The organism is Pseudoalteromonas sp. AOP31-A2-14, assembly GCF_052378035.1.
Classification (GTDB): domain Bacteria; phylum Pseudomonadota; class Gammaproteobacteria; order Enterobacterales; family Alteromonadaceae; genus Pseudoalteromonas.
Map to the genome: position 1 here is coordinate 920,490 of NZ_JBQSXI010000001.1, position 26,774 is coordinate 947,263.

Below are 26,774 nucleotides of genomic sequence, written 5' to 3' on the forward strand. Positions count from 1 at the left end.
GCCGTGTAATCGCCATAATCTGAAGTTCCAATATAAATTTTAACTTTTACGGGGCAGGCAATTACATAAAATCCAACTCAGCCTTAATTTTCTAGGTTTTTCGTTCGATGTGGTGAATTGTTCTATCATAGCTAAAACGTTACACTATTTTTTCTTGCTAGCTTTGTTTTAAACATTTAAAACAGTAAGTTAAATGTTTAAGTTGAACTAAGCATTGAGATTTTATTTTTGTGTCTTTTTTTTGGTTCTAAAAAAGGTAAAGTGAATTTAATTTACAAATAAATTAATAGGATGGTGATGTTTTAGGTTACTTGAATTCAAGTATTAAGTGCAATCATTATGCAGCCACCAGAACTTCTGATTGCCCCGTAAATAATTCATGAGGGGTTTTATACCCTCTTGTTTTTCTTGGCCGATGGTTGAGCTTATCAACTGCCGCCTGTATCTCTGCTTCACTTAGCGCCATAAAGTCAGTTCCCTTGGGGAAGAAGCGTCTAAGTAAGCCGTTGGTATTCTCATTTATGCCCCGCTCCCATGATGAATAGGGATGAGCGAAATACACATCAGCTTCTAATTTTTGTGCAACATGCTCATGGTGAGCAAACTCTTTTCCATTATCTAACGTCACGGTAATAACCTTACCTTTATATGGTGTCATACACGTGATCAGCGCATCGGCTGTTATTTTCGCATGCTTGCTTTCAATTCTGTGAACGACTGTATATAACGTTTTACGTTCAACCATTGTGACAAGCGCATTTTTACGCCCTTTACCTATCACTGTATCGCCCTCCCAATCACCAATCCTAGACTTTGAATCCACAATACTTGGGCGTTCATCAATGCTGACTCGATTAACTATCTGTCCACGTTTATCATAGCTTCCATAGCGTTTTTTATACTTTTTACATGCACGAGTGAGTGTCTTATGTAGCTTGCCACCACGAGCCTTGTCTCTGTAAATATATTGATAAATTGTTTCATGATGTAAAACGACCTGTTTCTCTAAAGCTAAGCGGCCTGCCACTTGCTCAGGGGAAAGTCCGTCATGCAACAATTTATTAATCCAGTGAGTGACGTCCTCTGTTAACTTACTTGCTTTGAAAGATGACTTACGTCTTTGTTCAGCAAAGTTATTGGCTTGGTTAGGCCGATAGCCTTTAAGTCCTTTATTGCGTTTTAGCTCTCTAGAAATAGATGACGGTGAACGAGTTAGTTCTTCAGCTATCTGCTTTTGGTTATTTCCTGCTTTTATTAACGCGTAAATCTGGTATCTTTCTTCTTGTGTCAGCTGTTTATATTTCATTAAAGCAATTTCCTTTGGCGAGAAAATGGCCGAATTATAACAGCTGGCCATCTAATCTGAGAAATTGCACTTATTATCCGAATTTAGGTTATTGTATGCCATGGACTTTAAATTTTTTAGAGTGGCAATTCTTACTTTAACTCACATAAGGGTATAAATTTACAGTATGTTTGTAATTGATAATATCATTCTCGTTAGTGCTATTTTAATTTTACTTGGGGTGATCTCGAGTAAGTTGTCGGCACGTGTGGGTTTACCTGTGCTAGTGCTATTTTTACTTGTGGGGATGCTTGCAGGTGAAGACGGTATTGCTGGTATTTCATTTAATAATGCAGAGGCTGCACATGCTCTGGGTACTTTAGCGCTTGCCATTATTTTGTTTGATGGGGGGTTACAAACGCCTACCAGTTCCATTAAACAAGTATGGAAACCAGCCTCTGCCTTAGCAACGGTGAGTGTGTTATTCACTGCTATTATCACTGGTCTTGTGGCAACTTACATTTTAGGTATTCCTATATTACAAGGTATTTTATTAGGGGCGATCGTTGGTTCTACCGATGCCGCAGCGGTGTTTGCTTTACTACGAAGTGCGGGCATTCATTTAAATAAAAAGCTTAAGTCTACACTCGAAATTGAAAGTGCCTCAAATGATCCTATGGCTATTTTTCTAACAGTTGGCTTGTTAGAAATACTTATGAATGAGATGCCTATGGGCATGGGGTTACTCCTTTTATTTGTTCAGCAAATGGGTGTGGGCGCTATCTGTGGTTTGCTAACGGGTAAATTAGCTGTTTGGTTCGTTAATAGTATTAAGCTAAATGCATCGGGCTTGTATTTGGTTATGGTAACTGCATTTGGATTACTATCTTTTGGCCTTTCGTCAACGCTCGGTGGTAGCGGTTTCTTAGCTGTATTCATAACCGGTGTGATTTTAGGTAACAGTAAGTTTGTATATAAACGCGGTATTTTCCTTTTTCATGATGGTTTAGCATGGTTAGGACAAATAACCATGTTTGTTGTACTAGGATTACTAATAAACCCATCATCATTAGTTGATGTATGGTTAGAAGGGTTGCTTATTGCACTTGCGTTAATTTTTGTTGCAAGACCACTGGCGGTTGCACCTATATTAAAATTATTTGGTTTTAATAATCGAGAAACCTTTTTTGTATCTTGGGTTGGCCTACGTGGCTCAGTGCCAATTATTTTAGCTATATTCCCATTATTGTTTGGCCTTTCGGGGGCTGATCTTATTTTTAATGTGGTTTTCTTTGTGGTGTTAATTTCAGCAACATTGCAGGGGGCCACGATGCCTTGGCTTGCTAATAAATTAAATCTTGTTGAAACACCGCCTGATTTAGCTGCCGCAACGCTGGAAATTACCGCTTTAAATGATATTGATATAGAGATTGTGGAATATACCTTAAGTGATGTTTCTCGCGCCTCTGGGCGTCGATTGTCACGAGCAGCACTACCAGAAAGTGTAGTAGTGGCTATGATCACACGAGGGCCGTCAATCATTCCACCAAGGGGGTCAACTAAGTTAAAACCAAACGACCACTTGTTTGTTGTTTTAAAGCCCGCTAATAGACCTTTTGTAGATTTAGTGTTTACTGCAACGGATAAAACAACTCATCAAGATAGCCATTTGGCCCACAATGAGCTTAGAGTTAAAGGCGTTACTTTGGTAGGGGATATATTTTACTCTTATAATATGAAAATAGATGGGCGAGAAGAGCTTAGCTTGGAAGAGGTCATTAACCAAAAAGTTTCACCACCACTTTGCAAAGGATCTATAGTGGTTATCGATAATATTCAATTAAGAGTCATAACTATGGTGCATTCACGTATTGTTACCATTGGTTTAAAGTATTTGAAGCAACCAAAAAAAATTCTTAAACTCAAATCATAAATGCATAACTTAACTTGCATTAATTTATACGGTATTTGCCACTAAAACGTGTGGTAAATTAAAAGGGTGAAATATTTTTAAAAAGCTTCGTCATTGCGTGCTCTGATTGGCTACAATGGCGACTTTGAAATTAGGTTTAACTTTACTAGGCTATTATGCAACTGATTGAAATTAATAAATCGCGTTATCGTAAGCATTTAAATCGCGTGATTGTTGGCTGTGGTCTCGCGTTAGCTGCCGGTAGCTTAGCTATTTCACAAACGCTTATTACGTTATTCCCAGATGAAAGTGGTAGTCATTTTCACTGGAATTTGTTAGGCGTGATAGTGACAAGCCTTACGATTGCGTATGCGCTTAATAAATACCGTACACACAACTATATGACTGAGGTTGTATATGTGTGGGAGCTTAAACAAACACTTAATAAAATCACCCGGAAAATGGCGAAACTTAAAGTGGCAGGGCGCGAGGGTAACCCAGAGGCGCTGTTGGCTATTCATTATAGCTATGCGGGCTCGCGCTTGTTATGGCAGCTTGATGATAACACTATCACCATGGATGAATTAGCTATTAAACAGGCAGAGCTTGATAATGTGGCTGAGAAGTTTAATGTGACCTTAAACGCCGATGATTACGACGCTAAAATTTTGCAAAAATTTTAATTCTGAAAAGCCAACACTCCCTAATCAATAAAGGCTTACAATGAGCTGATTGTTTATTGGGTCCCACTACCGCCTTATGTACGTAAGTTGTGCTTACAGAGAAGGCTGTGATTTTCAATACTATTTAATTAACCAGTGTGGTTTTTAGGGTTTACCCGTTAGGGCGTATACCCGTATTAAAAGATGGCGAAGTCACATTGGCTGGTTCCAGTGTTATTTGCTTTATATAGAAGAAAAATATCAGTAATTACCTCCACGAATGCCGGGGAAGCTTGCGATACTTTGATTAATAGCTAACATGTTTATTACTTTGTTAGCTATTAAGATGTAAAGCTTAGTTTAAATCAAACCGATCTAAGTTCATTACCTTTACCCACACAGCAATAAAGTCATCAATGAACTTTTGTTGACAGTCTTGACTTGCATACACTTCGGCAATCGCTCTTAACTGTGAGTTAGAGCCAAAGACTAAATCAAAGCGTGTTGCTGTCCATTGTTGTTCGCCTGTTTCACGGTCGTGTGTGGTATAGAGTGTATCTCCTTCGCTCGCTTGCCATTGCGTGTTCATTTCGAGTAGGTTTACGAAAAAGTCATTGCTGAGTGTGCCTGGAGTATGTGTAAGTACGCCATGAGTACTTTCATCAAAGTTAATATTAATAACCTTTAAACCGCCCATTAATACGGTCATTTCAGGGGCAGTGAGGGTGAGTAACTGGGCGCGATCAATCAATAAGTTTTCGGCTTTGATCGCTATGTTAGGGACTATATAGTTTCTGAAGCCATCTGCAATTGGCTCTAAGTAAGTAAATGAGTCAACATCAGTTTGCTCAAGGCTTGCATCCATTCGCCCCGCATTAAATGGAACCGTTACTATATGACCTGCTTTTTTTGTGGCTTGTTCAATACCAACATTACCTGCAAGTACAATTAAATCAGCTAAGGAAACTTTTTTATTCCCACTTTGCTTTTGATTAAAATCGCTTTGCACGTTTTCAAGTGCATTAAGTACTTTAGTTAATTGTGTTGGTTGGTTTACTGTCCAGTTTTTTTGCGGAGCAAGACGAATACGCGCACCATTGGCACCGCCACGCATATCTGAACCTCTGTACGTTGATGCTGACGCCCATGCTGTGCCCACTAACTCAGATATACTGAGTTTTGTTGCTGCAATACTTGTTTTAAGTGCGTCTATATCTTGGCTATTAACTAACTGATGATCTACATCAGGGATAGGATCTTGCCAATCTAGTTCTTGACTAGGTACTTCAGAGCCTAAATAGCGAGCTTTAGGTCCCATGTCACGATGTGTTAATTTATACCAAGCGCGAGCAAATACATCGGCAAATTCATCTGGGTTTTCATAAAAGTGACGCGATATTTTTTCATAGTATGGGTCAAATCGAAGTGCTAAGTCAGTGGTTAGCATGGTCGGTACGTGGCGTTTGGTGCTATCGTGAGCGTCGGGTACTTCACCTTTACCTTGGTTATTTTTAGGCTGCCATTGATGCGCGCCGCCGGGGCTTTTTGTTAATTCCCACTCATAGCCAAATAAGTTTTCAAAAAAGTAGTTACTCCACTGGGTAGGGGTTTGTGACCAAGTGACCTCTAGACCACTACCTACAGTGTCGCCTGCAATGCCTGAGCCAAAACCGCCTTTCCAGCCTAAGCCTTGCTCGGCTAGATCTGCAGCTTCTGGAGCGAGGCCCACTTGTGAGTCATCACTAGCGCCATGGGTTTTACCAAAAGTATGGCCGCCGGCAATGAGTGCCACGGTTTCTTCGTCGTTCATCGCCATGCGCGCAAACGTTTCACGAATATCAACGGCAGCGGCAAGTGGATCTGGGTTACCGTTTGGCCCTTCTGGATTAACATAAATTAGTCCCATTTGTACGGCGGCAAGCGGTTTTTCTAAATCACGTTCGCCAGAATAGCGGGTGTCGTCTAACCATGTTGTTTCATCACCCCAATAAATGTCTTGTTCTGGTTCCCAAATATCAGTGCGGCCTCCGGCAAAACCATAGGTTTTAAAGCCCATTGATTCGAGCGCTACATTACCGGTTAATACTAGTAAATCCGCCCATGAGATGGCTTGCCCGTATTTTTGTTTTATCGGCCACAGTAAGCGCCGTGCTTTGTCTAGGTTTACATTATCAGGCCAGCTATTTAATGGCGCAAAACGTTGGTTACCTGTGCCTGCACCGCCTCGACCATCGCCAATACGATAAGTTCCAGCGCTGTGCCACGCCATACGAATAAATAAAGGGCCGTAATGGCCAAAGTCTGCAGGCCACCAGTCTTGCGAATCAGTCATTAAGCTATGTAAATCTTGCTTAACCGCGGTTAAGTTAAGTTTATTAAATGCTTTGGCATAATTAAAATGGGCATCCATGGGGTTAGAAAGTGTTGAATGTTGGTGTAATAAGTCAACGCGTAGGCGGCCTGGCCACCAGTCTTGATTAGTTGTACCTTTGCCTGCGGTATGATTAAAAGGGCATTTACTTTGCGCCATTGAGCTTTCCTTAATAATATGAACGGTAGTTGAATGAGTTTAGAGTATAGCCAGCAACTTTGCCTACTTGTGCAAAACTTTTAAATTTGAATGAGTAAATATGGTTAAGCTATAAGGTTGCAAACAGTTAAACTCTTAAAATATAAACTTTAGTTAAACTCATAACGTACAGAGTAAGCAGAGCAACTGCACAGGTATTTTTATGAATCAAATTAACCCAAAAAAGTTACGTGGTAGTAAGTGGACCGCGGTATCACCAGTAAATAAAGAAAAGCACTTTTTAATTACGGATGTAGCGTTCGATGAAGATGGCAATGTAATACACTGTGAAATTGAGGCTGTTATGTCAAATCGCTTACAGGCAATAGATTGGCGGCAATTAAAAGATCACACTATTTGGTTACAAGGCTGGCAGTAAAAGCTGTGGTATCATTTTATCAACTAAGGTATCAAAAAAGGTTTAATGATGAATACAAAGCTATACAAAGAGGTGCTTAATTTAGCTGGCGAACTGGTAGAAGCCGCTCAGCGTAAAAATCAAACCCCGTTTGACGCGCTTTATACGCGATTAAACTCACTGTGCCAAGAAAATGAAAATACTGATAAAGATCATCCCGTACAATGGGAAACACTTGCTGATTTTACTGATGATTTTGCCGAGGCTGTAAGTCTTTATGAAAAAGCATTAGTAAAAGCAAGTGCCATTAATGCAAAAGATTACATGTCATCAATTAGCTACTCAATGGCAACCATGCAGGTTGAATTAGGGCAAACAGACGCGGCGATTACGAGTCTTAAAAATGCAAAAGTCAGTGCCAATAAAATTGCTGATAAAGAATTAAGAACCGAAATTGACGAGTTACTCGCAGAGCTTGATGGCTAGTTGCTAAGGCTATTTATATGAAAAAAATACTTATTGTATGCTTAGGTAATATTTGTCGCTCACCCACGGCTGAGGCCGTGTTAAAAGCCAGAGCTAATAAGCACTCAATGCAGCTTGAGATAGATTCGGCGGGTACTATCGGTTACCACCAAGGTAACCCCCCAGATAGACGTTCACAGGCCGCAGGGCTTAAACGAGGTTATAGTTTTAAAGGGATCACATCACGTAAAGTGGTTGAACATGATTTTAGCTATTTTGACTTAATACTTGCTGCCGATAAGCAAAATTTAGCGGATTTAACCGCGCTTTGCCCTGAGCATTTGCAGCATAAATTGTCGTTGTTTTTAAGCCATGGCACAGGTGATATTGATGAAATTCCTGACCCTTATTATGGTGGCGATAATGGCTTTGAGCAGGTGCTTGATTTAATTGAAGATGCCAGTGATGAGTTATTAAATAAACTATAAATAGCCCTTTATGGGCTATTTATAGTTGTGATTACTAGTTTATTTTAAAGTCTAATTGCAGGTGGCAACAATAGCTTGGCTATAATACTTGAATTGCTGGTAACTGCCTCAATATAGTTACCAATTACAGCGATGGAAGTTCATTAGAATTTACTTTGTGATAGTATCACGATTAAGTTATCGCATTTATTTTTAAATTTGGATTTGTCGTGGCAGAAGTAAGAGCTAGAGTCCAGCTTAATGTTGGCAAGAACAGTGATATTCCCGCAGAGATTGTCTCATTTCGCGGTTTAAATGATGGCCAAGAACATGTGGCCTTTGTGTTCAATCAAGCAGATACAACGCAAACTGTGCCGCTAATTCGCATGCATTCAGAGTGCTTAACGGGCGATGTTTTTCATTCTTCGCGTTGTGATTGTGGTGAGCAACTTAATGAATCCGTTGAAGCCATGCATGAACAAGGCGGGGTACTGTTGTATTTACGGCAAGAGGGCCGTGGTATCGGTTTATATAACAAGATTGATGCCTATGTATTGCAGTCTCAGGGTATGAATACATATGAAGCAAATAACCATTTAGGTTTTGCTGATGATTTACGTGATTTTTCTGATGCGGTATTGATGCTTGAAACGCTTGGCTTGAGTCACGTAAAGTTAATGACTAATAACCCTAACAAGCTTAATGCACTACGTGACGCAGGTATTGAGGTTGATACCGTGGTGGGCACGCATGCCCATATTAAAGCGGGGTTAGTCGGTAATCGTGCTTATTTAGAAACAAAAATTAAACATGGTGCGCACATGTTAGATATTAAGAAGATTAAAAAACCTTAATTTTCAGCGCTTGTCTATGTAATCCCAATCCACGCCGAGTTATACTCGGCGTGTTTCGTCGTTAAGTTAAGAGCAATTATGTCAATTGAGTTACGGGTATTTAAGGCCGATGCAGGCTTGAAATGGTTTAAAGCAGGGTGGCTTATTTTTAAAACTCAGCCACTTACCTTTATTTTTATGCATTTATTTATCGGCATCATCGGATTAATTTCATTATTTTTACCGTTGCTGCAAATTGTCGCAGCACTTGCTACGCCATTTTTAACTGCGGGCTTTTACCAAGCAGTGATTACCAAACAGCAGGGCGGAAAAATTATGCTGGCCGATATTCTAAAGCCGTTTTCAAATAAAGGAAATCGCGTCGGTTTATTGCGTTTAGGGCTTTATCAAATGGCGGCAGGGGTTTTAATGGCTTTATTGGCAAACGGTTTATTTGCTGATGCTGTTGCGATTATGACCCAGCAAGATATTGACCCAAATGTCGCGCTTGAACAAATGCTAGCGTCCATATCTATGGCTAATGTTGTGCTGTTTTTAATTGCGTTAAGTATCTATTTAACTGCGTTTGCCTATGCTGTACCGCTGATTTACTTTAATCAACAAAAGCGTATCTTTGAAGTTTTAAAGAGTTCATTTATGGTGTTTTATCATAATATAGGTGCGCTTAGTGTATATGGTGCAATATGTGCATTTTTTATGGTGTTGTCGATGTTCTTGTCGTTCTTGCCGCTGTTGATTTTAATGCCAATTTGCTACATTAGCTTTTTTGTATCGTATCAGGCTATTTTTATGCCGGTTGTACCTGCAGCACCAGAAGAAAGCAGTACCAGTGACAATGACGATGATCAATCAGGCCGCTTTGACGCTTAATGGTTTATTAAATGGATGATGCACTAAAAAAGAAATTAAAAAATTATGTTTTGTGGTTGCTAGGTCGCCAAGATTATTCGCGTAGAGAGCTCACCACAAAGCTTAAGAAAAAAGAGGCAACCCCCGAATTTATCGAAAGCTTATTAGATTGGTGCGAAGAGCACAATTTTATTAATGAGCAACGTTATTGTGAGGGGTTTGTTCGCCGCCATCTAGCTAAATACCATGGTTTAAAGCGTATTAAAAGCGAAGCGATGGGCAAAGGAATTGATAGTTACTTGCTTGAGCAGGTAATTGAAAACCAAGAAGTTGACTGGTTTGAACTTGCGCAGGAAGCGTACAATAAAAAATATTCTACAACACAAACAGACTTCGACTACAAAGAAAAAACAAGGCGCGTACGCTACTTGATGTACCGAGGTTTTAGTTACGAACAAATCGATTTTGCAATGCAAGCACAGTAAAAAAAACGGGTGAGACTTTCACATGCAACAAATAACTACCGCACAGATCAGGCAACAATTTTTAGACTTTTTTGCCAATAAACAACACCAAATTGTTCCATCAAGTTCGCTTATTCCGGGGAACGATGCCACTTTATTATTTAATAATGCCGGTATGGTGCAATTTAAAGATGTATTTTTAGGCGGCGAAAGTCGTCCTTATAATCGTGCAACCAGCTCACAACGCTGTGTCCGTGCCGGTGGTAAGCACAATGATTTAGAAAACGTAGGTTACACTGCACGTCACCATACCTTTTTTGAAATGCTAGGTAACTTTAGTTTTGGTGATTACTTTAAGCGTGAAGCGATTAAGTTTGCTTGGGAGTTTTTAACTGAGCAAGTAAACCTGCCTAAAGAAAAGTTACTCGTTACTATTTACCATGATGATGAAGAAGCTTTTGATATTTGGGCTAATGATGTAGGTATTGCTGAAGATCGTATTATTCGTATTGCAACGGCTGATAATTTTTGGTCGATGGGTGATACAGGCCCATGCGGGCCGTGCTCAGAAATATTTTACGATCACGGTGAAGATATTTGGGGGGGGCCTCCGGGAACGCCAGAAGAAGACGGCGACCGTTTCATTGAAATTTGGAATCTTGTCTTCATGCAATACAACCGCCATGGAGATGGTGAAATGGAGCCTCTTCCTAAGCAGTCAGTTGATACTGGTATGGGCCTTGAACGTATTTCTGCTATTTTACAGGGAGTACACTCAAACTATGAAATTGACTTATTTCAGGCACTAATTAAAGCTGCGGCACAGATCACCAATGCCCAAGATTTAGATGACAAGTCATTACGTGTAGTGGCTGATCATATTCGTTCGTGTGCGTTTTTAATATCTGATGGCGTAATGCCTTCAAACGAAGGGCGTGGTTATGTGTTGCGTCGCATTATTCGTCGCGCTGTGCGCCATGGTAATAAATTAGGTGCGCAGGGTGCGTTTTTCTACAAGCTGGTTGCGGCATTAATTGAACAAATGGGCCAAGCCTACCCAGAGCTTGCTAAGCAGCAAGAGATCATTGAAAAAGTACTACGTATCGAAGAGGAGCAGTTTGGTAAAACGCTTGAACGTGGTTTAGCTATTTTAGAAGAAAGCTTAAATGAATTAAGCGGTGATGTGATCCCCGGAGACTTAGTGTTTAAGCTTTACGATACGTATGGTTTCCCTGCTGATTTAACAGCCGATGTAGCTCGTGAACGCTGTATGAGTATTGACGAGCAAGGCTTTGAAGAGTGTATGGCTGTACAACGCAAAACAGCCCAGCAAGCGGGTAAGTTTGGTGCCGATTACAATCAACAGTTAAAGTCAGACAAGCATACTGATTTTAAAGGCTACGATAGCGAACATCACACCGGTACTGTAATTGAGCTATTTGCCGATGGCCAAGCGGTGTCTGCGCTCGAAGATGGTCAGCAAGGTATTGTGATTTTAGACCGTACACCATTTTATGCAGAGTCGGGCGGTCAAACTGGCGATACGGGTAGCTTAAAAGTAGCAGGCGGTGAGTTTGTCGTAACAAATACTACTAAACTAGGCAGTGCATTTGCGCATCATGGGCAAGTACAAGGGCGCATTGGTACTAACGACAAAGTCGATGCTAACATTGATGGCGCCCGCCGCGACCGAATTAAGAAAAACCATACCGCAACCCATATTTTACATGAAGCGCTGCGCAAAATATTAGGTGAGCATGTGAATCAAAAAGGTTCATTGGTAGAGCCAGATCGCATGCGTTTTGACTTCTCACACTTTGAAGCCGTAACTAAAGATGAACTGCGCCAAATTGAAGCTGCGGTTAATGATGAAGTGCGTCGTAACTTTGCACTTAATACTGAGTTAATGGCAATTGATGACGCCAAAGCAAAAGGGGCGATGGCACTATTTGGTGAAAAATACGATGACGAAGTGCGCGTCGTAACCATTGGTGATTATTCTATCGAACTTTGTGGTGGTACTCACGTTGAGCGCACCGGAGATATTGGCTTATTTAAAATAGTATCAGAAAGTGGTATTGCTGCGGGTGTACGCCGTATTGAGGCGGTAACTGGCGGTGATGCAATAGCCTATATTAGTGAGCAGGAGCAGCAGCTAAGTAAAGTGGCGGCATTGGTAAAAGGTGATAACGTTTCTGTACTTGAAAAAGTCAGCGCATTGCTTGAAAAATCAAAAGGCTTTGAAAAGCAAATTGCGCAGCTTAATGACAAACTAGCCAGCGCAGCAGGAGCTTCTTTGCTTGATAACGTAGTTGAAATCAATGGTATTAAGCTATTGGTTGCAAACGTCGAAGGCACTGAACCTAAAGCATTACGTGGTATGGTTGATGACCTCAAAAATAAGATTGGCTCAGGTGTTATCGCGCTCGGTGTTGCCAGCGGCGATAAAGTTAGTTTAATTGCGGGTGTAACTAAAGATTTAACTGGCAAAGTAAAAGCTGGTGAACTGGTCAATCATATGGCATCACAAGTAGGTGGTAAAGGTGGCGGACGTCCTGATATGGCGCAAGCTGGTGGCTCTGAGCCAGAAAACCTCGCCGCAGCACTTGATAGCGTCACTTCGTGGTTTACTGAGCGTACTTAAACTTAAGTGGCGCTTATAGTACAAAAATTCGGCGGCACCTCGGTGGGTTCAACAGAGCGCATTGAGGCGGTCGCCGATTTGGTTATTAAAACCAGGCAACAAAGTCACCAAGTCGTGGTGGTGTTGTCGGCTATGTCGGGTGAAACGAATCGACTAATGAGCCTTGCCAAACAAATAGATGCTCGGCCGAGTGCTCGTGAACTAGATGTTTTACTTACAGCCGGTGAGCAGGTTTCTGTTTCATTGCTTGCCATGGCGATTATAAAGCGTGGACATTCCGCAGTGAGTTTATTAGCCGATCAAGTAAACATTCGCACTGATAATATGTTTGGTAAAGCGCGAGTAGAAGAAATTGCTGCAACGCGTTTAAAACATGAACTAGAACATAACCGTATTGCCATAATAGCGGGCTTTCAAGGCCGTGATATCGAAGGTAATATTACTACGTTAGGCCGTGGTGGTACTGATACTTCTGCGGTTGAAATTGCCGGCGCTATCGGCGCTGATGAATGCCAAATTTATACCGATGTAGATGGTGTATACACCACTGATCCGCGTATTGAACCAAAAGCACGGCGCATGAGCCATGTTACCTTTGAAGAAATGCTTGAAATGGCAAGTTTGGGTGCAAAGGTATTACATATTCGCTCAGTTGAAGCTGCGGGTAAATATAACTTGCCTTTACGCGTGCTTTCAAGCTTTGCACCAGACGAAGGAACCTTGATAAGTTTTGAAGAAAGTAATATGAAAACCAATATTGTCTCAGGGATTGCCTTTAACCGCGATGAAAGCTTGCTCCAAATAAATAATGTACCGCAAGGCACTGCAAATTTAGCGATTATATTGAAACTTTTTGCTGATAATGGCATCGAAATAGATATGATTAATCAAGTTAATCAGAAGTTTGGAAAAGTAGATTATGCTTTAACAGTGCACACTATTGATTTTGAAGCCGCACTTGAAGTACTTAACAGTAATCACCATTATATAGAGAGTGAAGGTATTTTAGGCAATAATTCAGTTGCGAAAGTATCGGCCGTTGGTGTGGGTATGAAGTCACACTCAGGTGTGGCGAGTTTGTTTTTTGAAGCCCTTGCACAAGAAAATATTAATGTATTATTGGTGTCTACATCAGAGATAAAAATTTCTGTATTAATAGATGAAAAATACTTAGAGTTGGCAGTACGTGCATTGCACAAAGTTTTTTTAACAGAAAATGAATAGAATTGGAGTTTTTACTTACTTTTAAGGCTAATTTTATTTAATATGTGAACGCGGAATCTTTTAATTTATTGGAACATGGGAGCAAGAGAATGCTAATACTAACTCGTCGAGTAGGTGAGACCCTAATGATTGGTGATGAAGTCACGGTTACAGTATTAGGCGTAAAGGGAAATCAAGTTCGTATCGGTGTTAATGCACCAAAAGATGTATCTGTACATCGCGAAGAGATTTATATGCGTATCCAAGCTGAAAAGTCTAACCCAGATCCGGGCAATGCTTAATTAACTATTTTTATTTTAAAGATAAATAGAAAGCGTCACAGTTGTGGCGCTTTTTTTATGAAAAAAATAACCTCATCAGTTAATATTTGCTTTGAAATATATTGCATGCCGCGTTTATTTTTAAGTAATAGCCCTTGATGTGTTTCAATAACTTCATCAACTTGTTGCCAATTAAGCTGATAGCTTTTATATGGATTGCTAGCTGTGATGCCAACATCATTTATTACTAGTTCAACATCAGAACCAGAAGCACGGCTAAGCATTTGACGTGTTACCCACCATGGTCTGCGATAGTAAAATGCGACGCACTCTAAAACCGCCATCATGATCATAAAGCTACCAAGGTAATGTCTATTCAATACATAAAAGCTAACCAAACCCAGTATCGTTAATAGTACTAATAAAAGGTATTTGGGTTTAGCTTGGGTACTATAAGCTAATGACTCATCAAAACACTCGTAAAAATAAGGTTTATCCAGGGTATAAGTTGCAGTAAATAACATAGCCACTCTGAGAGTTTTTAGTATGGTGCTTATTTTAGCAAGGTAATGACAAAATAGCCGTTGTTTTTGGTATTCATTTAGCGTAATCGCGAAAGATTATATTTTAAACTGGGCATTAAGAGTCATAACTATGCTAGGTGTAGTGGCATTACTTACCAGTAGTGCTTTTTTAATGTCCCAAGAGGTTAATTAGCCAGTGATATCACTAAATTTTAAATGCTAAAACCCCAGAGAAAAGCGCGTTAAACTGACATTACTGCCGAGGTAACAGGGCTTTCGCTTATACGTTTGCGTCGTTAATACCGGCATCAAGCATTAAGTTCTCAAGCTCGTCTTGTAATTCAAACAATTCAGGTTCGACATGGCTTAACTCGCAGTTATTCTTAAGTGCTGTTTCAAGTGTTTCGGCCAGAGACTTCAATTTGGGTACGCCCGTGTAGCAACAAGCACCATGAAATTTATGAATAATATTGAGTACGTGTTCGCAATCTTGTTTTTTTATTGCCGTATTAAGCAGTCGCAGAGTTTCAGGTACACTGAGCAGTAGCATGTTGAGCATTTCAATAGCTAGCTCATGTTTGCCGCCTGCGCGTTGTAGCGCTAATGACCAATCCAGTCGAGTGCTCTTAAATGGTGGCTCAAAAGCAGGTTGCTCAGGCTTATTTTTATCTCGTCTAACAGGTAACTGCGGACTATGATCGCAAATGGTTTGCTTAAGCATGTCTTCATCAATGGGTTTTGTTAGGTAACCTTTAAAGCCATCTTTAAGCAGTTGTTCTTTTTCACCGGCTAAGGCATGAGCAGTGACTGCTATGATTGGTGTGTCTTCATTTAGTGATGATTCTTTAATCAGTTTACAGGCTGTAATGCCATCCATAATGGGCATTTGTATATCCATAAATATTATGTCGTACTTATGGCTTTTACTTAAGCTATAAGCCTGGGAGCCATTGTGAGCGGTGTCAATAAACTCTATTTGTTCGTTTAATAGCGTACAGATAAGTTTTAAGTTTGCATCGTTATCATCAACCACTAATGCTTTAAGGGGTAATAATTTATCACCTCCTTGTTCGATATTATGCACAGGGTGATCGAGGCGATAAGGCGCTGCGAGTATTTCACATAATTTACGGTGGTTTAACGGTTTACTCAAACAAGCATCAACGCCACTGCCAATATAAGCCTCACGCATATTATGCGAAACAGTGTTAAGCATTAAGTACAGGTAATCGGTCGAGCCGCGCACGGCTTTAACATAGCTTTTAATGCGCTGCATTTCATCGACCGAAGCCACGTGACCAATTAAGCAAATGTCATAATTAAAGTCGTTCTTAAGCTCGTTAAAAAAGGCTTTTTCGTTAAAGCACGCTGTAACTTTAGTGTCCCAATCGCCAAGAAGTTCAACAACAGCGTGATGGGTATGCTCATGGGGTTCAAGATATAAAATACGTTTATTTGCTAATGATTTACTGGGGAGATCGCTAGTGAATTTATGATTAGGCAACCTAAATACGCCATTAAAAGTAAAACAAGTACCATTTCCGGGTGCTGAGTTTAAGGTGATGTGACCATTCATCGCCTCGACAATATGTTTGGTAATAATTAGGCCAAGACCAGTGCCTCCAAACTTACGAGTAATACTCGAATCAGCTTGGCCAAACGGTGTAAATAGCGTGTCTTGTTTGTCCATCGGAATACCAACACCCGTGTCAGTGACGGAGACTAAGATTGAAACACGCTCTTCGTCTAATAAGCGATGGCTAATATCAATTTTAATGGCGCCTTTTTCAGTAAATTTAATGGCATTACTAATTAGGTTTATCAGTACTTGTTTAAAGCGAGTTGGATCACCGGTTAAGTGGTCGGGCACGTGGGAGTTGATATAAATCGACAATTCTAAATTTTTATCATCGGCGCTTGGTGCTAGTAAAGTCAGTACTTCATTGATGGTGTCACGTAATTGAAATTGAATAGATTCAAGTTCCATAGCACCGGCTTCAAGTTTAGAAAAATCTAAAATGTCACTGATAATGGTCATTAAGCTATTGGCTGATAGCTCAATAGTATCTAAGTAATCCTTTTGATGCTTATTAAGCGGAGTTTTATGTAGCTGACGAGTAAAGCCAATGACACCATTGAGGGGAGTACGCAGTTCGTGACTCATCTTGGCTAAAAAGTCAGACTTAACCCGGTTAGCGTCTTGGGCCTCTTTTTTGGCAAAGTTAAGTTGAATATTAGATGTTTCATATTGCTCTAGCGTTTCGCGGTAATCACTGGTAGCCAAATCAATTTGCTTTTGCATTTCATCTTTTTGCATCACCATTGAATCAGAAATGGTGTTTAAGCCTTGGCGTAATAAATCAAACTCTCCTATCATCGGCTCGCTTAGACCGGTTTCTCTTTTACCTTCTATCAATTTATCGGTAGCAAGTACTAGCTTATTAAGTGGGTAGATAAACATTCGGCTCAGTTTTATAGCCAGTAAAACGGCAAATACCAATGCAAAAACAATCACAATACCACTCACTAAAAGCGCCCGCTGTTGATTAATAATGGCTTGGTTTTTATTAAGCTGTATGACTAGTGTACCTATTGAAGTTTGAAAGCTGTCACTTCCCCATTGGGTGTCGGTAGTTGAATGATTAATAACAGGTGTAAAAAAGGTTATTAAGTCCTCACTTTCAATGACCTTGGTCATTTGTAATTGTTGAAGCTTTTTTGAATGCAACAAGTCATCAAAATCGCGATGGTAGTTACTGGTTAATAACAGTTTATTGTTTTGGTCAAAAATCGTGATCGACTTAATAGCGGGCGAATGTTTATTGTGGGTATGGCTAATTAAACTATTAAGTAGTTGTTTATCTTTAATAAGTAGTGGTTGCTCTATGGCAATGGCCAGTGGCTCTGAGATGGTTGTACCGTGCTGATATAAAATTTCATCGAGCTCTATATAACGATTTATAGTAAAATAGCTGCCTAATAGCAGCCCGATTAGTACGGTAGGAATTAATGTCAGCGCTAACACAGAATCGCGCAAACCAAGTTTAGTCATAATTAGGCATTGTTATCATTATTTATATGGTTAAAGAGTATATACTTATATCCAAGTAATCAATGTTATCAAACTACCTCGTATCATCAATATCTAAGGTGTTGCCCAATGGCGCAGTTCTTCCAAGCAAAAAAGAAACCCCTTGTAGCTCAATCTGTCACACTTAGCATTAGTGGCATGGACCACCAAGGCCGCGGTATAGCTAAGCATCATAACAAAGTTTGTTTTGTTGATGGCGCCTTACCCAACGAGCAAGTAAAAGCCAAACTCGTACAAGACAAGGCGCGTTTTAGCGTGGCTAAGACTCAAAAGCTACTTATTGCGAGTGAATATAGAGAGCCGCCTTTTTGTCCCCATTATAGTTTGTGCGGTGGCTGTCAGTTACAACATTTTCGCCTTGATAGACAGTTAGTTGAAAAGCAAATTGCGGTTAGCCAATTATTTGCAAAATTTAGTCGTATTGAAGACTTACCTTGGCAAGCGCCATTGCAAAGTAAACCAAAGCATTATAGGCGCAGTGCGCGATTGGCTGTAATGGCAGATAAAACGAGCAAGCGGATGAAGCTAGGTTATCGTCAGCAAGGATCAAAAAATATTATTAGTGTTACAGAGTGCGCTGTTTTAGATGAAGCATTTAGTGCCGTTTTTACGGTGTTTGATGGGTTATTGAATCAATATGCGGGGCTAAAATCGGTCAGTCATTTGCAGCTGTGTAAATCGGAGCAGCAAAGTATCATTATTATTCGCCATACTAAAACAATAAATGAGACGCTAAAAAGTATGGTTGCTGACGTTGCCGCAAACTATGATTGGCAATTGATTTGGCAAAATGAGAGTCATGTTATTGATCATCAACATATTGCTACACCATATTATAATTTGCCTGAGTTTGATTTGAAGCTCGAATTTAGCCTTAATAACTTTATTCAAGTGAATGCTGATGTAAATCACGCTATGCTTAAGCAAGCGGTTGAATGGCTTAAATTAAATGGCGACGAGCAAGTGCTTGATCTATTTTGTGGTGTGGGTAACTTTTCACTGGTTTTAGCTAAATATGTTGATTCGGTTGTTGGTATTGAAGGGGTTGACTCGGCAGTTGCAATGGCTAAGCAAAATGCGCAAACTAACAGTATTACAAATGCGCAATTTCATTGCTTTGATTTAACCGAAGACATGCAATCTGCGCCTTGGTTTAATCGAGGACTTAATAAAAACCCTAGAGGGTTTGATGTGCTCATCCTAGACCCGTCTCGTACTGGCGCAATAGCGATACTTGAACAATTACCATTAAAGCAATTTAAAACAATTTTATATGTTTCTTGCGACCCTGTTACTTTAGCCCGTGACAGTGCCATTATTACGCAAGCAGGCTTTTCAGTTGAAAAAATAGGGCTAATGAATATGTTTCCCCATACTGGACATATTGAAACAATGGCGTTATTTCAAAGGAGGTAGAACGTATTATGGTCGCTACTCGACAATCACACCAGCAAGATGAACTGGTTGATTTTGCTACACGCTTAAATGAGCTTAACGTTTCTCAAGACAAGCGAGAACTGTTAGAAAAAGCATATGCTCTTTGCGCTTTTTGTGAAAACCATAAGCACCAAAATAATGCTATTGAAATGGTCGAAATTTTGGTCGAGATGAATCTTGATGCAGACACTTTAGCGACCGCTTATTTAACGCCTTATTTTTTAGCTGACCTTATTACTATCGATACCGTTACTGATGAGCTTGGTAGCCATATTGCGATGCTATTGACGGGGGTAGGGCAAATGGTAACGATCAGTACACTTGCGCATCAAGGAAAGGGAACGGTTCAGGTGGATAATATTCGCCGTATGTTGCTTGCTATGGTTGAAGATGTCAGAGCGGTAGTGATAAAACTTGCCGAGCAAGTATGCCATTTACGTGAAGTTAAAAATGCAGATGAAGAAGAGCGAGTAATTGCGGCAAAAGCCACTGTGGATATTTTTGCACCACTAGCAAACCGTTTAGGAATTGGACAACTAAAGTGGGAGTTGGAAGATTTATCGTTTCGTTACTTGCATCCCGACACCTATAAAAATATAGCTAAGCAGCTAGACGATAAACGCTTAGGCCGAGAAGCCTACATGGCTGATATGGTTGAGCAAATTAAAACAAAGCTAGGCAACGCGGGGATCAAGGCTGAGGTATACGGCCGACCTAAACACATCTACAGTATTTATAAAAAAATGATGCAAAAGCATTATAAGTTTGATCAGCTATTTGATATTCGCGCTATGCGTATTGTGGTTGATGAACTACAAGATTGCTATGGAACACTGGGTATTGTGCATACAAACTGGCGTCACCTTAATAAAGAATTTGACGACTACATAGCCACCCCTAAACAAAACGGCTATCAGTCAATTCATACGGTCGTATTTGGTCCAGAAGGCAAAACCGTCGAAATACAAATTCGTACTCACGCTATGCATCAAGATGCGGAGCTCGGTGTTGCTGCCCACTGGATGTATAAAGAAGGCGCATTACCTGGACGTGGTTCGGGTTATGAGCAAAAAATCAGTTGGCTGCGTAAACTATTGCAATGGCAAGAAGAAGTGGTTGATGGCAGTGACTTAGCCGACGAGCTTAAAAACCAAGTGGTTGAAGATCGCGTTTATATATTTACCCCACGCGGCGATATTTTCGATTTACCACTCGGTGCCACTCCTCTTGATTTTGCCTATTACATTCATTCTAATGTGGGGCATCGTTGTATTGGTGCAAAGGTTTTTGGCAAAATAGTGCCATTTACGCATCAATTAAGCACTGGCGACCAAGTTGAAATTTTAACCCAAAAGCAGCCTAACCCCAGCCGTGACTGGTTAAACCCATCTTTAGGGTATATTAAATCATCACGAGCACGGGCTAAAATTCATCATTGGTTTAAGCAGCTCGATCGAGATAAAAACTTAAGTGCTGGTAAAGAAATTCTCGATAGCGAATTACAAAAGCTCGACCTAACCCATAAAGATTTAGCTCCAGCGATTAAACGTTATAACTTTAAAGAGTTAGATGACTTAATGGTTGCTATTGGCGCAGGAGATGTACGTTTAAATCAACTGCTTAACTTTATAACTGATCGGCATGAAAACGAGCCTGTGATCCGTTTTAAAAATCCCACGAAAATGAGTGGTGATAAAAACGGTATAGTGGTTGATGGCGTAGGTAGTTTAATGAGCCATGTTGCTAAATGCTGCCGCCCAGTACCAGGTGAACCCATTATTGGCTATATAACACAAGGTAGAGGCATTGCCGTACATAGGGATGACTGTGACTCATTTGAGCGGCTACATGAGAAACACCCAGAGCGGGTTCTGGCCGTCAGCTGGTCAGATGAAGTAAACGGCTCGTACACGTTAACCATCAAAGTTGAGGCCGATGATCGCCCTGGTATTCTTCGGGATATTAGTTCGATATTAGCGAACGAAAAAGTCAATGTACTGAATATGAATGTGAACACTTTAGAAGATAAGCAGTTAGCGCTATTTACTATGCAAGTTGAAGTGCATGATTTATCAAGCACCAATCGATTGCTATCTAAATTACAGCAAATTGATGGTGTACATAATGCTAAGCGTGGGCAATAAAAAAAACGGGTTAACACCATTATCTATTTAAGGAGTTAAATTATGGAACGTTATTTTGAGCGGGCAATGTTGTTAACCTTTTTATTGCTTAGTGGCTGCGTTGTTGTGCCTACAGTTGATAATTTACATACCAGTCGATGTGAGATTTCTAGTGATCGTAAGACATTAAAAGTAATAGATTTAGCTGAACAAACTAATAGCTATTACTCCATAAGTGGCTTGGTTTTATACCCAATTACAGGCGTCGTTTCTGGTGTCTATGTGGCAGTTAATAATGTTTATCATTATGGAGAAGAAGAAATTTTTTGTAGTTCCAAAAAAGAGGTTACGTGTAGCTCTGATGAAACGATTACTTGTCGCTCAAGTGCTCCCCCATCTAAAGGCAGTGATATTTAATGAATGTAAACGACAGCGCCTCTATTGATAAACTACTTGCAATCATGTCTCAACTGCGCGATCCAAAAGTAGGGTGCGGCTGGGATTTAAAGCAAGATTTTAAATCTATTGTGCCTCACACCCTTGAAGAAGCTTACGAAGTTGCAGATTGCATTGAGCGGGGGGACTTCAGCGAGCTTAAAAATGAACTGGGTGATTTGTTATTTCAAGTTATATTTTATGCGCAATTAGCCCATGAGCAGCAGTTGTTTGATTTTAATGATGTGGTGAGTTCGCTTAACGATAAGTTAGTGCGCCGCCACCCTCATGTTTTTGATAACCAGCAAACCTTAAGTGATGAACAGCTGAGTGCACAGTGGCAGGCGATTAAAGCTAAAGAACGGGCAGAAAAAGCCCCTAAACAGCCGTCACTTTGGCAAGATATTCCAGTGGCGATACCTAGTTTAAGTAAAGCTAAAAAAATTCAGCAACGCGTATCCTCCCTTGGCTTTGATTGGCCCACTTACCACGGTGCTTTAGATAAAGTAGGCGAAGAAGTTGATGAAGTAAAAGAAGCCCTTGCTGTCAACCCACAATCAGATCATAGCGCAGAAGAAATTGGCGATTTACTGTTTGCCACCGTTAATGTTGCGCGCCATATTAAACGCGATCCAGAGCAGCTATTACGAAGTGCTAATGATAAGTTTTCAGCACGCTTTGAAAAAGTACAAGGCTATTTAATTGCCCATGGAAAAAACTTAGAAAGCGCAACTATTGATGAAATGAACGCGGCGTGGGAAGTAATTAAAAAAGACAGCCGTTAATAACTATTTTACCGTACTTTAGGTTACTTCAAAGTAAGTGTTCTTTTTATAGTCGGATATGCTATTTATCTCTGGATTGATGGCAGGGGCTTTGCTATAATTTCGCCCCGTCTTGATTATATTCCAAAATCACTTATTTGGGTATTATATTCCTTTTAATTCCTGATATTCTAGGGTTCGCATGAGTACAAAATTTATCTTCGTTACTGGCGGAGTTGTTTCTTCGTTGGGTAAAGGTATTGCAGCAGCATCACTAGCCGCCATTTTAGAAGCCCGTGGTTTAAACGTTACCATTTTAAAGCTGGATCCTTACATTAACGTTGACCCAGGCACAATGAGCCCAATTCAACACGGTGAAGTATATGTTACAGAAGACGGCGCAGAAACAGACCTTGATTTAGGTCACTATGAGCGTTTTATTCGTACCAAAATGACTAGTCGTAATAACTTCACACAAGGGCGTGTATATGAAGACGTATTACGTCGCGAGCGCCGTGGTGAATACCTAGGTGCTACAATTCAGGTTATTCCACATATCACAAATGATATTAAGCAACGTGTATACGACGGTGCTGAAGGTCATGATATTGCTATTGTAGAGATTGGCGGCACGGTAGGTGATATAGAATCACAACCGTTTATTGAAGCAATTCGTCAAATGGGAACTGAAATTGGTCGCGAACGCGCGCTATTTATTCACTTAACGCTAGTGCCATTTTTAGGTCCGGCAGGTGAAGTGAAAACTAAACCAACTCAGCACTCTGTTAAAGAACTGCGTTCAATTGGTATTCAACCCGATATTCTTATCTGTCGTTCTGATCGTAAACTACCAAATAATGAGCGTGCAAAAATCTCATTATTTACTAACGTGGAAGAAAAAGCGGTTATTTCATTACCTGATGTAGACAGCATTTATAAAATTCCAGCCTTGTTAAAATCACAAGAGCTAGATAATTTTGTTTGTCGTCGTTTCCACCTAGAAGCCCCTGAAGCAGACTTAGTTGAGTGGGAACAGGTGTTATATCAAGAGTCAAACCCGACAGGGGAAGTGACAATTGGTATGGTAGGTAAATATATAGAATTACCAGACGCATACAAATCTGTTAATGAAGCATTAAAGCATGCAGGCCTTAAAAATCGTTTAACCATTAATATTGAGTATGTTGACTCGCAAGACGTTGAAAACAAAGGCACTGAGCTGCTTTCTCATCTTGACGCTATTTTAGTACCGGGTGGTTTTGGTAGTCGTGGTGTTGAAGGTAAAATTTTAGCGGCTAAATACGCCCGTGAAAATAAAGTACCCTACCTTGGTATTTGTTTAGGCATGCAAGTTGCGCTTATTGAGTATGCACGTAATGTAGCCGGCCTTGTTGATGCAAACTCTACTGAGTTCAACTTAAAGTCTTCTAATGCGGTTGTTGGTTTAATTACAGAATGGCAAGATGCTGAAGGTAAGATTGAAGTACGTGATGAAGGCTCTGACTTAGGTGGCACAATGCGTTTAGGCGCACAAAAATGCTATTTAAAGGCTGGTTCTAAAGTACGTGATGTTTATGGCAGCGACGAAATTGTTGAACGCCATCGTCACCGCTACGAAGTGAACAACAACTTTGTTGAAAAGCTTGAACAAGCAGGGTTAAGCTTCACTGGTTTATCAGAAGATAAAAAACTAGTGGAAATTATCGAAAATAAAGATCACCCGTGGTTTATTGCGGCGCAGTTCCATCCGGAATTCACCTCGACACCGCGTGATGGTCACCCGTTATTTGAAGGATTTGTAGCTGCGGCTAATATCCACCAAAAAGCGTCATCGTAATTTGAATAAGCCGTGCACTATGCACGGCTTATTTGTTTAAAGCGGCAGCATTAAGGAAAATTAATAAAGCCGACAAACTCATTATTTGGGAAAAGAGGAATCAAAATGTCAAATATCGTAAAAGTGATCGGTCGCGAAATTATGGACTCGCGTGGTAACCCAACTGTAGAAGCTGATGTTCATTTAGCTGATGGTTCTTGGGGTCGCGCAGCTGCACCATCGGGTGCATCAACAGGTACTCGCGAAGCGCTAGAGCTACGTGATGGTGATAAAGCACGTTATTTAGGTAAAGGTGTATTAAAAGCAGTTGGTTTTATTAATAATGAAATCGCTTCTGCTTTAGAAGGGCAAAGTGCATTAGAGCAAAGCGCTGTTGATAAAGTAATGCTAGATTTAGATGGCACTGAGAACAAAGAAAAACTAGGCGCCAATGCAATCTTAGCTGTATCACTTGCTACAGCCAAAGCGGCTGCCCAATCTAAAAAAGTTGAGCTTTATGAGCACATTGCTGATTTAAACGGCACACCAGGTGTTTATTCTATGCCACTGCCTATGATGAATATCATTAATGGTGGTGAGCACGCTGATAACTCAGTAGATATTCAAGAATTTATGATCCAACCAGTTGGTGCACCTAGCTTTCGCGAAGGTTTACGTATGGGCGCTGAAGTATTTCATAGCCTTGCTAAAGTACTTAAAGCTGACGGTCATTCAACTGCGGTTGGTGATGAAGGTGGTTTTGCACCAAATCTTGCCTCTAACGAAGCGGCGCTTGCTGCAATTAAAGTGGCTGTTGCCAATGCAGGTTATGAGCTAGGCAAAGATATTACACTTGCTATGGATTGCGCTGCATCAGAGTTTTATGACAAAGAAGCAAATATCTACGATCTTAAAGGTGAAGGTAAAAAATTCACTTCAGAAGAATTTAACTACTTCTTACAAGATCTTACTGAGCAATACCCAATTGTATCTATCGAAGATGGTCTTGATGAGTCAGACTGGGATGGCTTTGCGCATCAAACTAAATTAATGGGTGACAAAGTCCAATTAGTAGGCGACGATTTATTCGTAACCAATACTAAGATTTTAAAGCGGGGTATCGACAACGGTATTGCTAACTCTATCTTAATCAAATTTAACCAAATTGGTTCTCTAACAGAAACGTTAGCAGCAATTAAAATGGCTAAAGATGCCGGCTTTACAGTTGTTATCTCACATCGCTCAGGTGAAACAGAAGATGCAACAATTGCAGACTTAGCTGTAGGTACTGCGGCAGGGCAAATAAAAACGGGTTCATTAAGCCGCTCGGATCGTGTTGCTAAATATAACCAGCTACTTCGTATTGAAGAAGTACTAGGTTCAAAAGCTCCTTATAAAGGTCTTAAAGAAGTTAAAGGTCAGTAATTCTTTAATTAGAAAATGATTTTTTAATCTTAGGAAATCCTCACCTCGGTGGGGATTTTTTGTTTTTATAGGTGGGATCTCACATCGCGACTTTTATCAAGCAATAAACCAAAACATGCACGAAACAAGTTTCTGCCTATAAGGTAGTTGTGCTGGTAATTACAGTTGAAATTGCTGCTTTAAAATTTCTCTCGTAAAGCTGGTTTTTAAATAAAAACCGCGGGGTAGGGTTTTGATTATTTGTCCGTTTGGACCTATCGCGTCAGTGATGACTTTGCTGTTGGCAGCTTTTGGTCGTATTTGCATAGCATCGCCTAAGTGCCCTGATATTTCGCCAATTCGGCCAAGCGCGATTAATTCCATTTGTTCTTCCCAGTCACGTTGTAACTTTGCGTCCTGGCAGGGCGTGGGCTGCCACAAAAAACCACTGCCGATGGCACGCTCAAAAGGAGGAATTTCACGTTCACCTAAAATAGGTAACCATAGAACATGATTGAGCTTTTTACGTACATTACTTTGCTTCCAAGTCATGCCGGTCACATTTAATAGCGGTGTGACAGAAACAAATGTGGTTTCGAGTGGCTTACCTTTATACGAAATAGGCAATGTTTTTAGCTCGACGCCTAACTCTTCAAAATCAGGAGTCGGTTTAGAGCCTGCACTAGCACCTAATACGTACTCAATAAGTTGCCCAGTCCAGCCTTTCTCTTTAAGTAAATCTTCGGGAGTTTTAAATTGATACTGCTGTGCGACTTGGCCTAAAGTTAACCCTGCAATATTATTGACTCGGTTCATTAATTCATTGATTGAGTTTGGTTTTTCTGGACGCATAGCTTATTAATCGATTGTAAGTTTGACAGTACCATGATAGCAAAGTGACTACGCCGTGAATATATTTGTATTTGGGTGTTTTTTGCCCAGGGGGGTTCTGGAGCTATTTTAAACAGCGCTTAAATTGCTGTGGTTAAGCTCAAACCTCTGTTATTTATGGTTTTTTTATTTTTATTGAGCTATTCATCGGCGATTTATATAAAACTTGTCTGGATAAATACAGTTATATAAACATGTTTATCCACAGAATCTGTGGAGAAAGGCATTTATCAGTAGCTGTATTGTGGATTTGTTTGCAAAATAAGCATAGTTAAT

The 26,774-nt window shown here is 40.3% G+C and carries 22 protein-coding genes; 17 read left to right on the forward strand and 5 right to left on the reverse strand.

The features are described from left to right. Positions 1-337: 337 nt before the first annotated feature. A complete protein-coding gene (locus tag ACT3S9_RS04270; protein WP_086959932.1) occupies positions 338-1,306 on the reverse strand; it encodes an IS30 family transposase in 969 nt (322 codons plus the stop codon). Positions 1,307-1,472: 166 nt separating this feature from the next. On the opposite strand from ACT3S9_RS04270, the gene ACT3S9_RS04275 reads away from it, so the two are divergent. Both ACT3S9_RS04275 and ACT3S9_RS04280 read left to right on the forward strand, forming a co-directional pair. Beyond that, complete coding sequence (locus ACT3S9_RS04275) at positions 1,473-3,218, forward strand: potassium/proton antiporter (RefSeq protein WP_444750767.1); 1,746 nt, start codon at positions 1,473-1,475, stop codon at positions 3,216-3,218. Between the two features lie 155 nt (positions 3,219-3,373). Beyond that, positions 3,374-3,880: a DUF3087 domain-containing protein gene (locus tag ACT3S9_RS04280; protein ID WP_444750768.1), complete on the forward strand. Its 507-nt coding sequence runs from the start codon at positions 3,374-3,376 to the stop codon at positions 3,878-3,880. 334 nt (positions 3,881-4,214) lie between these two features. On the opposite strand, the gene katG is transcribed toward ACT3S9_RS04280, so the two are convergent. Next, positions 4,215-6,389: a catalase/peroxidase HPI gene (gene katG, locus ACT3S9_RS04285; protein ID WP_444750769.1), complete on the reverse strand. Its 2,175-nt coding sequence runs from the start codon at positions 6,387-6,389 to the stop codon at positions 4,215-4,217. A gap of 202 nt (positions 6,390-6,591) precedes the next feature. On the opposite strand from katG, the gene ACT3S9_RS04290 reads away from it, so the two are divergent. The 9 genes from ACT3S9_RS04290 to csrA all read left to right on the forward strand — a co-directional run bounded on the left by ACT3S9_RS04290 (position 6,592) and on the right by csrA (position 14,034). After that, a complete protein-coding gene (locus ACT3S9_RS04290; RefSeq protein WP_444750770.1) occupies positions 6,592-6,807 on the forward strand; it encodes a TIGR02450 family Trp-rich protein in 216 nt (71 codons plus the stop codon). A gap of 45 nt (positions 6,808-6,852) precedes the next feature. Then, on the forward strand, positions 6,853-7,272 hold the full coding sequence (locus tag ACT3S9_RS04295) for a tetratricopeptide repeat protein (RefSeq protein WP_444750771.1): 420 nt from the start codon (positions 6,853-6,855) through the stop codon (positions 7,270-7,272). 17 nt (positions 7,273-7,289) lie between these two features. After that, the gene (locus ACT3S9_RS04300) at positions 7,290-7,739 is read left to right on the forward strand and encodes a low molecular weight protein-tyrosine-phosphatase (protein WP_444750772.1); all 450 of its coding nucleotides are present in this window, start codon (positions 7,290-7,292) and stop codon (positions 7,737-7,739) included. Positions 7,740-7,948: 209 nt separating this feature from the next. Beyond that, positions 7,949-8,572, forward strand: a complete 624-nt coding sequence (locus tag ACT3S9_RS04305) for a GTP cyclohydrolase II (RefSeq protein ID WP_444750773.1) — start codon at positions 7,949-7,951, stop codon at positions 8,570-8,572. A gap of 78 nt (positions 8,573-8,650) precedes the next feature. Beyond that, the gene (locus ACT3S9_RS04310; protein ID WP_444750774.1) at positions 8,651-9,442 is read left to right on the forward strand and encodes a BPSS1780 family membrane protein; all 792 of its coding nucleotides are present in this window, start codon (positions 8,651-8,653) and stop codon (positions 9,440-9,442) included. An 11-nt stretch (positions 9,443-9,453) separates the two neighbouring features. Beyond that, complete coding sequence (locus tag ACT3S9_RS04315) at positions 9,454-9,906, forward strand: regulatory protein RecX (RefSeq protein WP_444750775.1); 453 nt, start codon at positions 9,454-9,456, stop codon at positions 9,904-9,906. Between the two features lie 22 nt (positions 9,907-9,928). Further along, complete coding sequence (gene alaS, locus ACT3S9_RS04320) at positions 9,929-12,529, forward strand: alanine--tRNA ligase (protein WP_441835671.1); 2,601 nt, start codon at positions 9,929-9,931, stop codon at positions 12,527-12,529. 6 nt (positions 12,530-12,535) lie between these two features. Then, on the forward strand, positions 12,536-13,753 hold the full coding sequence (locus tag ACT3S9_RS04325) for an aspartate kinase (protein WP_441835670.1): 1,218 nt from the start codon (positions 12,536-12,538) through the stop codon (positions 13,751-13,753). An 89-nt stretch (positions 13,754-13,842) separates the two neighbouring features. Further along, positions 13,843-14,034 (forward strand): carbon storage regulator CsrA, encoded by a 192-nt coding sequence (csrA, locus tag ACT3S9_RS04330; RefSeq protein ID WP_441835669.1) that lies wholly within the window; start codon positions 13,843-13,845, stop codon positions 14,032-14,034. A 35-nt stretch (positions 14,035-14,069) separates the two neighbouring features. Here the strand turns inward: csrA and ACT3S9_RS04335 are convergent, their stop codons facing one another. Beyond that, positions 14,070-14,537 (reverse strand): YcxB family protein, encoded by a 468-nt coding sequence (locus tag ACT3S9_RS04335; RefSeq protein ID WP_441835668.1) that lies wholly within the window; start codon positions 14,535-14,537, stop codon positions 14,070-14,072. A gap of 280 nt (positions 14,538-14,817) precedes the next feature. Beyond that, positions 14,818-17,589, reverse strand: coding sequence for a two-component sensor histidine kinase BarA (gene barA, locus ACT3S9_RS04340; protein ID WP_441835667.1), 2,772 nt, complete (start codon positions 17,587-17,589; stop codon positions 14,818-14,820). 108 nt (positions 17,590-17,697) lie between these two features. Here barA and rlmD point away from each other — a divergent pair, with 108 nt between their 5' ends. The 6 genes from rlmD (at position 17,698) to eno (ending at position 25,628) form a co-directional block, all read left to right on the forward strand. Next, on the forward strand, positions 17,698-19,044 hold the full coding sequence (gene rlmD, locus ACT3S9_RS04345) for a 23S rRNA (uracil(1939)-C(5))-methyltransferase RlmD (protein ID WP_441835666.1): 1,347 nt from the start codon (positions 17,698-17,700) through the stop codon (positions 19,042-19,044). 8 nt (positions 19,045-19,052) lie between these two features. After that, positions 19,053-21,209 carry a GTP diphosphokinase gene (gene relA / locus ACT3S9_RS04350; protein WP_444750776.1) on the forward strand — a complete coding sequence of 719 codons (2,157 nt, stop codon included), beginning with the start codon at positions 19,053-19,055 and terminating at the stop codon, positions 21,207-21,209. A 42-nt stretch (positions 21,210-21,251) separates the two neighbouring features. Continuing rightward, positions 21,252-21,605, forward strand: coding sequence for a hypothetical protein (locus ACT3S9_RS04355; protein WP_444750777.1), 354 nt, complete (start codon positions 21,252-21,254; stop codon positions 21,603-21,605). Further along, positions 21,605-22,408: a nucleoside triphosphate pyrophosphohydrolase gene (gene mazG / locus ACT3S9_RS04360; RefSeq protein WP_444750778.1), complete on the forward strand. Its 804-nt coding sequence runs from the start codon at positions 21,605-21,607 to the stop codon at positions 22,406-22,408. Before ACT3S9_RS04355 ends, mazG begins: the two co-directional genes overlap by 1 nt. Before the next feature lie 181 nt (positions 22,409-22,589). Continuing rightward, a complete protein-coding gene (locus tag ACT3S9_RS04365; RefSeq protein ID WP_444750779.1) occupies positions 22,590-24,224 on the forward strand; it encodes a CTP synthase in 1,635 nt (544 codons plus the stop codon). Between the two features lie 105 nt (positions 24,225-24,329). Then, positions 24,330-25,628 (forward strand): phosphopyruvate hydratase, encoded by a 1,299-nt coding sequence (eno, locus tag ACT3S9_RS04370; RefSeq protein WP_444750780.1) that lies wholly within the window; start codon positions 24,330-24,332, stop codon positions 25,626-25,628. 159 nt (positions 25,629-25,787) lie between these two features. Here eno and mutH read toward each other — a convergent pair whose 3' ends face one another. Further along, on the reverse strand, positions 25,788-26,459 hold the full coding sequence (gene mutH / locus ACT3S9_RS04375) for a DNA mismatch repair endonuclease MutH (RefSeq protein ID WP_441992889.1): 672 nt from the start codon (positions 26,457-26,459) through the stop codon (positions 25,788-25,790). Positions 26,460-26,774: the final 315 nt, after the last annotated feature.